Here is a 12422-nt window from a genome sequence, read left to right on the forward strand (position 1 = left end):
ATGTTAACACCCTAAACCAGGTCTTAAGATTCGGTAAAACCCTCACAAGAAAGTCGCAAAAACTTCTCGCTATCTACGCCAAAACCAATCTTCTCAAAAATCTTTCAAACAAAAAATGTTGGTTAAATATAAAATCATCCGCATAATGTTTTGTTACTTTTGAAACATGATGAATATTAAAATTGGACATGGTTATGATGTCCACGAGCTTGCGGCTGGTTATGAACTAACACTTGGTGGCATAAAAATACCTCATACCGTGGGTTCAATGGGTCATTCCGACGCTGATGTCCTTTTACATGCTATTTGCGACGCATTATTAGGTGCCCTTTCTTTAGGAGATATTGGACTACATTTCAAAAACACTGACCCGCAATGGAAAGGAGCCGATAGTAAAATATTCCTTACTGAAGTGAACAGAATGATTATTGAAAAAGGCTGGAAAGTAGGAAATATTGATTCTACACTTATTCTTCAAGAACCTAAAATTGGTAAATACGTTCCAGAAATGAAAAAGGCGATTGCAACTTGCATTAACATTCCGGAAGATTGTGTCAGCATAAAAGCCACTACCGCCGAAAACATGGGTTTTGTAGGAAGAAAAGAAGGCCTAGAAGCACATGCAGTTTGCTTAGTTTTCAAGGATTAATAGACTTCTTTTGCGATTTTGGAAAAATAAAATTTTGTTAAAAGCAATGATTCCCTACATAGAGTTACTTTTAGCTAATTCCAATTTGATTAAACATATATTATGTCAAACAAATATACCCTCCTACTCATAACTCTATTTATATCTACAATATCATTAGCCCAGCAAATAGCCATTGGTGAAAGTACTGACGGTGAAATCTCATTTGAAGAATATACACCAAAATCAACGTTGATAGTTGAATCTAATGTACCTACCACCGCAAAATTTCCTTTCATAGATATCCATAATCATCAGTTTGGAATGAACACCAAAGCTAAACTTGACGATATAGTGCACGACATGGACAGCCTAAACATGAAAGTTATGATTAACCTAAGTGGACGTGGCTGGACCAGAGACATAGACAAATCCACTGAAACATTAGTAGGTTATGTAAAAGCGGTCAATGATAATTACCCCAACAGGTTTATCATTTTCACCAATATAGATTTTAACGGCATAAGTGAACCTGGCTGGACTGAAAGAGCAGTAAAAATGCTAGAAGACGATGTAAAACTTCGTGGGGCAGGTGGACTTAAGATTTATAAAAGCCTTGGTTTTAATGTTACCAATGCCGACGGAAGTGTGGTAGCCGTTAACGATGAAAGAATTGACCCAGTTTGGGATATGGCAGGCAAACTAGGAATCCCTGTTTTAATACATACTGCTGAGCCTGCTTCTTTCTGGAATCCATTAAACAGGTATAACGAAAGGTGGCTTGAATTGAAAACACACCCAAGAAGAGCAAGAGACACCACAAAAGGTGATTACTCTTTTGAAGAGTTAATAGAGCAGCAGCATGATGTTTTTGCAAAACACCCAAACACTACATTTATAAACGCCCACATGGGTTGGTACGCAAATAACCTTCAAAAGCTTGACAGCCTGATGATTGCTCTACCAAATACTTACGTGGAAATAGGTGCGGTAATAGCTGAACTAGGACGTCAGCCGCGAGCGGCAAATAAGTTCTTTACCAAATGGCAAGACCGTGTTTTATTCGGAAAAGACTCCTGGAAACCAGAAGAGTATGAAACGTATTTCCATGTATTAGAAACAGAAGATGAGTATTTTGAATACCATAAAAAGTATCACGCTTTCTGGCCAATGTACGGCTTAGGTTTATCTGATGAGGTTTTGAAGAAGCTTTATTATAAAAATGCCTTGAAAATACTTCCTAGTATTGATAAGAGTATGTTTCCAGAATAGGGAATGACTTAGTGTTGATATTGAGAATACCTTGAGTTTACAGCTCAGGGTATTTTTTTTTAAAATTTATATCTCTTCAAACACATAAGCTTCTTTGTAATCTATTTCATAAGATTTTAAGAATTGGAGATATTCTTCTTTAAATGATTTCTTGCTGTGATGCTCTTCTTGCTGCTTGATATAATTAATAGTTGTCGGCAGTTGCGACTGCCCCAAAGTAAAAGCTCCAAAGCCCGCCTGCCATTCAAACTTACCTCTCACGAGTTGTTTTTCATTTATCCATTTGGAGGAATTTGCCTTAATGTCTCTGATAAGGTCGGATAGATTAATGTTAGCCTGCGTACCCATTAAAATATGAACGTGGTCTGGCATCCCATTAATTATCATCATCTTATGATTATTATTAGAAATAATTCCCGAGACGTATTTATAGAGCTCCTCTTTCCAAGATGATTGTATTAAGCTTTTCCTTCCTTTCACAGCAAAAATGACATGGAAGTATAGTTGTGTGTATGTGTTAGCCATGGAATAAAAATAGCGATTTCGTTTGAAATGGATAAAGTTATAAGTCAATTAAGTAGCTAGTTGGTATAACCGGTAGTAATAGAAACGCATCAAGAAAGCTCCAAAGAAGCGATATATCAATAGAAATACATTAAGAAAGCTCCAGCCGAGCAACATGTTTTTCATGGTAAATTAATCGTAAACAATTACATATCACCCCTCTGGGGTTTCAAACGCTATGCTGTGCAAATTACTATTAACATTTCACCCCGCTGGGGCTAGCTTGGCGAAGCAAAACGCATAAATTTCCAATTCTACATCAGACTGAGGAAAAGCTCCAGAGAAGCGAAATATTAATAGAAGAACACCAACACAAAAAAACTAGCTCCAGCGGAGCGGCATGTTTATCGCAACAAGAACTTATCAAAAACTACATGTCACCCCTATGGGGTTTCTAAACTCTTTGTTGTCCAAATTACTATTAACATTTCGCCCCGCTGGGGCTAAAAAACTTCCAGCTTAAATTAAGTGTCTAATAGACAATTAAAATATTCCACATTTTCCTTAGCTTTGAGATTCAAACCTTATATAACTCAAATACCCTATGTATTTACTCGGCCTAGACATCGGCACTTCTTCTATTAAAGCTTCTGTGGTAGACGCTAAAACTAAAAAAGTAATAGCATCTGCACAATACCCAGATACCGAAACAGCAATCTCATCTCCACAAGCTGGCTGGGCAGAGCAATCACCTGAAATGTGGTGGGAGAATTCACAAAAGGCCATTGAAAGAGTTATTACTAAAGGCGGTTTTGACACCAAAGACCTTGTATCCATTGGTATCTCCTACCAAATGCATGGTTTGGTAATGGTAGACAAAGACAAGAACGTGCTTCGTCCGTCTATAATATGGTGCGACAGCCGTGCGGTAGAAGTAGGCGATAAAGCCTTCAAACAAATAGGCGAAGAAAAAGCATTAGCTCATTTATTAAACTCACCAGGTAATTTCACCGCCTCAAAACTGGCTTGGGTGAAAGAAAACGAGCCAGCAGTCTTTGAGAAGTGCCATAAAATAATGCTCCCTGGTGATTATATAGGCATGATGCTTACCAACGAAATCACCACTTCTAACTCAGGACTTTCAGAAGGTATTTTCTGGGATTTTTGTGACAACCAGGTCTCGGAAGATGTAATGAAAACTTATGGTTTTGATATGGATTTAATTCCTGAGATAAAGCCAGTTTTCTCAAACCACGGAGAAGTATCTAAAGAAATAGCTAACAAACTCGGCATCCCAGCTGGAATTCCTGTAGCCTATAAAGCTGGCGACCAGCCAAATAATGCTTTATCATTAAATGTGGTAAACCCAGGTGAAATTGCTGCTACCGCAGGTACTTCAGGCGTTGTTTACGCAGTAAGTGATAAGGTTTCTTATGACCCAAAATCTAGAATAAACTCGTTTGCCCATGTCAATCACCAACTAGACGAGCAAACCAGAATTGGAATACTACTTTGCATTAACGGCACTGGAATTTTAAATTCTTGGGTAAAACATAATATTGCCAAGGGCTTAGATTATCCTGAAATGAATCAAGTCGCCTCAAAAGTAAACATTGGTTCAAATGGTCTTTCTGTTTTACCTTTTGGTAATGGAGCGGAGCGTATGCTAGAAAACAAACTAGTAGGTGCTCAGTTTATGAATCTTGATTTTAATCAGCATTCTGATGCCCATATTTATAGAGCTTCTCAAGAGGGAATTGCCTTCTCTTTGAAATACGGTTTTGACATGATGCAAGCAAACGGCGTTATCCCGAAAGTAATTAGGGCTGGACAAGCCAACATGTTTTTAAGTGATGTTTTCTCTGAAACTTTGGTAAATGCTACGCAGACGCCCGTAGAACTTTATGATACCGATGGTGCCAAGGGAGCTGCCTTAGGAGGTGGTTTTGGTGCCGGAATATTTGATTCTTTGGAACAAACAATGGAAGGTTTGACGCTCCTAAAAGTAATAGAACCTAAGGAAAACAATAAAGATGCTTACCAAGAAGCTTATCAAAGCTGGCTAAATGCACTAGCTTTGTGTGTTTAAGCATATAGCATAGCAATGAGGTTCGTTCAATACCGTATTTCCGAAGAGATTAAGAAAAGTCTAGAACAACTAGACTTCAAAAAGCCTACTGATATTCAATACAAGGCCATTCCGCCTATATTGAAAGGTGAAGATGTTTTGGCTATTGCCCAAACGGGTACTGGGAAAACGGCGGCTTTTGCCATTCCGATAATTCACCTTATTAATGAACAAAAGAAAAGGTCTAAGAAAAAAGGCATCAAATGCCTTGTCATGGCTCCTACGCATGAGCTTGCTATTCAGATAAATCAGGTTTTTCAGAGCATTGGGAAACATACGCGTATAAAATCCTTTGCTCTTTTTGGAGGCACAGACCAAGCCCCTCAAATTGACAGATTATCTTCTGGTATTGACATTTTAGTTACTACACCAGGTAGAATGTTTGACCTGAGAAGTCAGGGACATTTAGATTTAAGTACTGTAGAAATCTTAGTTTTAGATGAGGCTGACCACATGTTGGATCTAGGTTTTATTGATGATATCAGAGATGTAATTCGGTTTTTACCGCTCAGCAGACAAACGCTCTTTTTCTCGGCAACAATTAATGAAACCATTAAAAAACTGGCCTATTCTTTAGTTAGAAATGCCATCAGGATTCAAATTTCGCCTAAAGACCCTGTTTCTAAGAATATTGTTCACTCGCTGGTGTATGTCGAAATGGATGATAAGCGTTTCTTTTTAGAGCGAATTATCAAAGAGAACCCGGACAAGAAAATGATAGTTTTTGTCAGGACAAAGGTTCGTGCAGAAAGAGTCATGGCTGCCATGAAACGCGTGGATATAGACTCGGAAACTATACATAGCGGCAAAGAGCACTCCGACAGAAAAGATGTGATGAAACATTTCCGTTCGGGCGAAAACAGGGTTTTAATAGCTACAGACGTAAGTGCAAGAGGTATTGATATTCCAAATGTAGATTTGGTCATAAACTATGACCTGCCAGATGTGCCAGAAAACTATGTTCACCGGGTAGGTAGAACTGGTCGTGGAATGAATAAAGGGCAAGCCTTGGCTTTTTGTGCTACTGAAGAAAAGCACTATTTGACGGAGATAGAGGCATATCTTGGTGGTTCTATTGAAGTTCTGAATCTTGGTAAAGAAGAATACAAAGAAACTTTAGACTTCACAAAAAATGAGTCGAACACCACTTGGAAAGACATTCAAAAAGAAATAGAAATGGCTGAAAAGTCTAACATAAAACACAGAAAGAAAAAAGTTAAGGATAAAGCAAAGAAGAAAAAGAAGAAATAAGACTTTTATAAAACTCTGAACTTGCATTAGGCGTATCTCTGTTCTATCTTCAAATATAAAACCAACGAAATAATTATGGCACAAATAACATTAAAAGGAACTCCTATTAACACCAATGGCAACTTACCTCAACTAGGTGAGCAAGCTAAAGACTTTGAATTAATAGCTCAAGATATGTCAAGAGCTAATCTTGATAAATATAAAGGCTCTAGAGTAGTATTAAACGTATTTCCAAGTTTAGATACGGGCATTTGTGCTACATCTGTTAGAGAATTCAACAAAGTGGCTGGAGACCTTAAAAACACTAAAATACTTTGCATTTCTAGAGACACACCAATGGCCCAAGGTCGTTTTTGTGGGGCAGAAGGTATTGAAAATGTGGAAACACTTTCTGACCTTGCAAACGGAAGTTTCGGAAAAGATTATGGTCTTGAAATAGTAGACGGTCCTTTGAAAGACTTCTCAAGCAGAGCGGTTATAGTACTAGACGAAAACCATAAAGTAGTTTATACAGAGCAGGTTCCTGAAATAGTTCAAGAGCCTAATTATGAAGCAGCATTGAAGGTATTGGCATAGTCAAAACTGTCATACACTAACCTCGTGAAGCACACTAGTTTAACTGGTGTGCTTTACTTTTGACCAAGGTTTAAGCAAATCAAGTCTTGTTTCTTTTGTTAAAACCTGCTATACTGCCAGTACTTTCAACCTACCTGAAATAATAATGAGTGTCAAATTAATAAGCATCAATGAATTCTCGGCCACACCAAAATATCAGCAGCTAGTTAATAGCATATTAGAAAGCATACGTTTTGGTAGGCTAAAAAAAGGCGACACCTTACCTTCTATTAATGAAGTAAGCTATGGTTTCGAAATTTCCAGAATCACGGTAGAAAAAGGTTATAATGAATTACGTAAAAGAAACTTTATAGCAGCTCACCCAGGTAAAGGTTTCTTTGTTATTAATGACCAGGTAGAACAAGACCTGAAAATTCTTTTACTATTTAATAAGCTTAGTGCTCACAAAAAGCAAATCTATGACTCTTTAGTAGCAAAACTAGGAAACCGTGCCGCTATAGAATTTTATATATATAATAACGATGCCACACAGTTTTGCCAATTACTGGAAAGTCATAAAAAGGGTTACTCACATTATGTTATCATCCCAAATTTCATTGAAGGAGATGAGCAAGCCCTGAAACTAATAAACAAGCTTCCAAAGGACCAGCTGATAGTCATCGACAAAATGCTAGATGGCATTACAGGAAAGTTTGCTGCAGTATATCAACCTTTCGAAGACGACATTTTTGGAGCTCTAGGCGAAGCTTGGGAAACTTTAAAAAAGTATAACAGGATGGTACTTATTTTCCCTGAAAATTCTTACTACCCCAAAGACATCATGCAGGGTTTTATAAACTTCTGCAACAGCTACGAGTTTAATTACAAAATCATAAACGACATTCGTAAAAGTAAAATTAGACCAGGTGAGTTATACCTAAATGTCATGGAAGATGACTTGGTAAGGTTGTTAGACATGATTCCTGACTCTGGTCTTAAAGTAGGTAAAGACATTGGTATAATTTCTTACAATGAAACGCCACTTAAAAAATTCATCTTGAATGGCATTACCACCATATCTACTGATTTCTCTTTAATGGGCGAAAAAGCAGGTGAGCTTATACTTAATAATAAGAAAGAGCATACCAAAAACCCATTCACTATAAGATTAAGAGCATCTAGCTAAAACTACAATTATTTCAATCATACCCTTAAGTCTAAATCTACTCATCGTTTAATCTGGGCTTTTCATCCCCAGTTTCCTAAAATTCGTCCTTAAGTAATTGCATTATACGAAGACAGTATAGGACGGTTCGGTGTGACAGTGTATGACGGTACAACATGGCTTAAGAGATACTTTTGGTACATATAAAGGAAATAATATTTCTTTTTATAGACAACCCGATGTTTTTTTTTCAAACCATTAACTATTGAAATTATGAAGTTAAATTCTACCGCAATTATGCATAGAATTAGATTCTCAGGAGTTTTCCTGCTTCTAATGCTATGCACGTCTTTTGCATTCTCCCAAATTCAAGGAACAGTGCTCGACGAAACCGGCAGCCCAATGCTGGCAGTAAGTGTGTCAATAAAAGGCACAACCAAAGGTACCTCAACAGACCTGGATGGTAAGTACAAAATAGATGCTCAGCCAAACCAAACCCTAGTGTTTAGCTTTGTAGGTTATCTTGACCAAGAAGTTACTGTTGGATCTCAAAAAACAATTGATGTTAACTTAGACTTAGATGACCAGTTACTAAATGAGGTAGTGGTAGTAGGTTATGGTAGCCAGTTAAAAAGAGAGGTTACTGGAGCAGTACAAACAATTGACTACAAAGAGCTTAAAGATTTACCAGTTTCCCAAGTAGGCCAAAAATTACAAGGACAAGTAGCTGGTGTTCAAATTAACCAAACTACTGGAAAACCAGGTCAAGGCATGAACGTACGTATACGTGGTCAGCTCTCTGTATCAGCAGGAAGTACTCCATTATATGTTATTGACGGTTTTCCTATAACCGGCGATATTGCAAATCTTAACCCTGACGAAATTCAAGATATTACTATCTTAAAAGATGCCGCATCTACTTCACTTTATGGTTCTAGAGCAGCAAATGGAGTAGTTTTAGTAACTACAAAACGCGGTGCCAAACAAGGTACAAGTGTCAGCCTCAATGCTTTCACGGGTATGCAAACAGTGCCAGTAAAAGGAAGAATTGAAATGATGGATGCTGTGGAGTTTGCACAGTTTAAAAAAGAATACTACGAAGACCAAGGCTCTCCTGTACCAGTAGAATTCCAAAACCCGTCAGATTACGAAGGAAAAAACAACGATTGGTATGACGCACTTTTAAGAGATGCTCCCCTTCAGAGCTACACTTTAAATGTTTCATCTAACAAAGGTAATTCTCGTACGGCAGTGGTAGCGGGTGTTTTTAATCAGCAAGGCGTAGTTTTAAATAATAAATACCAACGTTATTCTCTAAGATTAAACTCAGAGTATGATGTAGGAGAAAAAGTTAAATTAGGTTTTAACCTGGCTCCGCAATATGTATACGACAATACTCCAAGAACAGATGGTTCTCGTGGTACTGGTATACTCTTTAATGCCCTTCACACTTGGCCAGTAATGCCAATATATGACGACCAAGGGGAATTAACCTTATTTAATAGGTTCCCAGGTAGCACAGGTAATATCTTTGCCTATCCTAATTATGTAAGGTCTGCACAGGAATTAGTAAATGAAACGAAACAGTTAAACCTACTTTCTAATGCCTTTGCTTCATACGAACCAATTGACGGTTTAGTTCTTAAGACTAGTTTTAATGTGGAATTTGGTAGATCTAAATATTTCTATTTCAACCCATCTACAGCCACATATAGAATTAACCAACCTATTCCAACTACCGCAGAGTCAATTAGAGAAAATAATGAAAGAGTAAGCTGGCTTAACGAAAACTTGGCTACATACTCTAAAAGCTTCAATGACCATAACTTTGAAATCCTTGGAGGTTTTACAAACCAAACTTTCTCTGAAGAATTCACCAGAATACAAGGAGATACATATGCAGATGACCGTGTACCTACCGTACAAGGTGCCATTAACATAAACCGAGGTGGTACTAGAAATGACTTACAAGAATGGAGCTTAACTTCTCTTCTTTCACGCCTTACGTATAACTATAAAGGTAAATACCTGTTCACAGCAGCAGTAAGAAGAGATGGTTCTTCTCGTTTTGGAGCTGACAATCGTTGGGGAACGTTCCCTTCAGTTTCCGCTGGGTGGGTTATGTCTGATGAGTCATTCCTTAACAAGTTTGATAAGCTTTCTTTTGCCAAATTAAGAGCTAGTTACGGTATAATTGGTAACAACAATATTGGTAACTACACATCTTATGCACTTGTAGACAATACAGTAAACGCTGTTTTTGGTTCAAATGTAGTAGCTGGTGCCAGAGTAACATCTTTAGCTAACCCAAACCTAGGCTGGGAAACCACAAGACAATTTGATATCGGTCTTGATTTAGGTTTCTTCAATGACAGAATTCAGTTTGTCTATGACTATTATACCAAAAACACTACGAATCTGCTTTACAGTGTTCAGGTGGCTCAAGAGTCAGGGTTTAGTAATTTTAATGACAATATTGGTGAAATTAGATTTTGGGGACATGAGTTCTCTCTTAACACCAAAAACGTATCAAATTCGGATTTCAGATGGAACACTAATTTCAACATTTCATTCAACAGAAATAAAGTGTTAGCCCTAGCAGATGGTATTGACAGAGTTTATGGTTCATACCATATTACGCAAGTAGGACAACCATTCGGTCAATTTTATGGACATATAGCTGACGGTGTTTACCTTAATGAGGAAGATTTAAATAGCAGTCCACAAGTGCCTGGAAGGTCTACAGTAGGAAGTATCAAGCTTTTAGACATTAACGGCGATGGAGTAATTACACGAGGAGGAGATAATGATGACCGAGCTATTATGGGAAATCCATTCCCTGATTTTGTATTCGGTATTACAAATACCTTTAACTACAAAAACTTCGATTTAAGTATTGTAGGTTCGGGTTCGGTAGGTAACGAATTACTTGTTCGTCATTTATATAGTACAGCTAACCTTGATGGTGTATTTAACATGGTAAAAGAAGTTCAGTATAGATTCCGTTCTGAAGAAAACCCAGGAAAAGGATTTTATGGAACTACTGTAGGTGGTGGAAACGTAACAGGAATTGAGCGTGATTGGATGAACAGTAGGTTTGTAACTGATGCATCAAATTTCATGATTAGAAACATCACTTTAGGCTATACTTTCAACAAAAGCAATAAAATATTTAATAGTGCAAGAATTTATGGTTCTATCCAACAGGCTTTAGTTTTAACCAAATATTGGGGTGGTCCTAACCCTGAAACTAGTGCTCAAAACAATGGTCAAGGAGACGGAGGAAACTTGAGCCCAGGCGTTGACCTTTCAAACTACCCAGTGCCACGTACTTTTTCTTTGGGTGTTAATCTTAATTTTTAATCTAAAGCTATCAGTAAAATGAAGAAGACAATAATTCTATTAATACTAGCAGTATTTACGCAGACTGGATGTAAGGACGATTTCTTAGAACTAGTGCCTGCTACTGCCTTAAGTTCGGCTACATTCTTTACCAAAGAGGCCGATTTCGAACAAGCCGTTAATGGGGCATACGTTCCATTAAGAGACATTTTTAATAGCCGTTCCTGGTTGTTAAGTGAAATGCACTCAGACAATACCTATTATGCAAGAAACATTCTTTTTGGAGCTACAGAGCAACAAGAAGATTTGGCTGACTTTGCAGACCCTACAAGTAATGGTTTGTCAACCAATACGCACGTATTAAATCAATACAGACTTGATTATCAAATAATAGCCAGAACTAACCAAATCCTGAGCCAGATAGACGATGTAGATTTTGATGCTGCAAACAAAGCAAACCTTAAAGGTCAAACTCAGTTCCTAAGAGCATTTGCCTACTTTGAACTTGCCAGATATTTCGGAAAAGCACCCCTTCACCTAGAGCCTGTTACAGACAGAGAAGGTGCTGCACTGCCACTTACCGAAGAAGCAGGACTATATCAGCAAGTGATCAGCGACGCTCAAGCCGCTATATCTTCTTTGCCTACTAAAGCAAATCAAGAGCCAGGAAGAGTAACAAAAGGAGCTGCCCAAATGTTACTTGCTAATGTCTATATTATCCAAAAAAACTGGAGTGGAGCAGAAGCACTATTAAGAGAAATAGTAAACAGCGGTGAGTACGCCTTAATGCCTACATATGGAGAAGCTTTCTCAGACAATAACTCAAACAAAAATAACCAAGAGTCTATTTTCGAAGTTCAGTTCTTAGAAGGTTCAGCTGGCTTAAATGGTAATTTCATTTACAGCTTTCTTCCAAGACCAATTTCTCCTAGCGAACTAGAGCCAATAATGGGTACGTCTAACCCCCAACCAATTAATGGAGAAGGGAACAACATTCCTACACCAGACATTATTGCCGCTTATGAAGATGGAGATTTAAGAAAAGACGAATCTATAGCTTACGTTACCTTAGAAGGTAGCCTGAGGTCTGACAAAACCTATCCTTACATTAAGAAATATGCTAAGAAGCATAGCCTTCATAATAACACAGGTACTAACTGGCCGGTATATCGCTACTCGGAAGCACTATTATTCCTTTCTGAAGTTTTGATAGAGCAAAACAAAACCTCTGAGGCACTTCCTTTTCTTAACCAAGTAAGGTCTAGAGCAGGTCTTGGAAACACACCAGCTACTAGTCAAGATGAGCTAAGAACAGCTATTGCAAATGAGAGAAGAGTCGAGTTAGCATTTGAAAACAAGAGATGGTTCGACTTAGTACGTACCGGAAAAGCAATAGAGACTATAACAGCCTATGGTAACCGTATCAAAGCAGATCCATTTGCTTATTACTATCCAGAAGGTGCTGAGCCTAGGGGAAATGCATTTAGCAACATTTCGCTTTACTATGGTCTTCCTGCGGCAGAAGCCGACTTATCTCCCCATTTCTAATTTTATATTACACTCATAAAACTGCACAA

9 protein-coding genes are annotated in these 12422 nt (G+C 37.8%); 8 read left to right on the forward strand and 1 reads right to left on the reverse strand.

What is annotated here, in order from left to right:
* Positions 1–169 precede the first annotated feature (169 nt).
* Both ispF and AADJ06_RS06955 read left to right on the forward strand, forming a co-directional pair.
* Positions 170–649, forward strand: a complete 480-nt coding sequence (ispF, locus tag AADJ06_RS06950) for a 2-C-methyl-D-erythritol 2,4-cyclodiphosphate synthase (protein WP_341226210.1) — start codon at positions 170–172, stop codon at positions 647–649.
* A gap of 102 nt (positions 650–751) precedes the next feature.
* Complete coding sequence (locus AADJ06_RS06955) at positions 752–1900, forward strand: amidohydrolase family protein (RefSeq protein ID WP_341225698.1); 1149 nt, start codon at positions 752–754, stop codon at positions 1898–1900.
* 66 nt (positions 1901–1966) lie between these two features.
* Here the strand turns inward: AADJ06_RS06955 and tnpA are convergent, their stop codons facing one another.
* On the reverse strand, positions 1967–2425 hold the full coding sequence (tnpA, locus tag AADJ06_RS06960; RefSeq protein WP_341225699.1) for an IS200/IS605 family transposase: 459 nt from the start codon (positions 2423–2425) through the stop codon (positions 1967–1969).
* 583 nt (positions 2426–3008) lie between these two features.
* On the opposite strand from tnpA, the gene AADJ06_RS06965 reads away from it, so the two are divergent.
* The 6 genes from AADJ06_RS06965 (at position 3009) to AADJ06_RS06990 (ending at position 12393) form a co-directional block, all read left to right on the forward strand.
* Positions 3009–4493 (forward strand): FGGY family carbohydrate kinase, encoded by a 1485-nt coding sequence (locus tag AADJ06_RS06965; RefSeq protein WP_341225700.1) that lies wholly within the window; start codon positions 3009–3011, stop codon positions 4491–4493.
* A 15-nt stretch (positions 4494–4508) separates the two neighbouring features.
* Positions 4509–5783 carry a DEAD/DEAH box helicase gene (locus AADJ06_RS06970; protein WP_341225701.1) on the forward strand — a complete coding sequence of 425 codons (1275 nt, stop codon included), beginning with the start codon at positions 4509–4511 and terminating at the stop codon, positions 5781–5783.
* A 75-nt stretch (positions 5784–5858) separates the two neighbouring features.
* Entirely contained in the window at positions 5859–6359 is a 501-nt protein-coding gene (gene tpx, locus AADJ06_RS06975) for a thiol peroxidase (RefSeq protein WP_341225702.1), read from the forward strand.
* Between the two features lie 145 nt (positions 6360–6504).
* Entirely contained in the window at positions 6505–7524 is a 1020-nt protein-coding gene (locus AADJ06_RS06980; RefSeq protein ID WP_341225703.1) for a GntR family transcriptional regulator, read from the forward strand.
* Between the two features lie 252 nt (positions 7525–7776).
* A complete protein-coding gene (locus AADJ06_RS06985; protein ID WP_341225704.1) occupies positions 7777–10866 on the forward strand; it encodes a TonB-dependent receptor in 3090 nt (1029 codons plus the stop codon).
* 18 nt (positions 10867–10884) lie between these two features.
* Complete coding sequence (locus AADJ06_RS06990; RefSeq protein ID WP_341225705.1) at positions 10885–12393, forward strand: RagB/SusD family nutrient uptake outer membrane protein; 1509 nt, start codon at positions 10885–10887, stop codon at positions 12391–12393.
* Positions 12394–12422: the final 29 nt, after the last annotated feature.

It is taken from the genome of uncultured Arcticibacterium sp. (assembly GCF_964021845.1).
GTDB lineage: Bacteria > Bacteroidota > Bacteroidia > Cytophagales > Spirosomataceae > Arcticibacterium.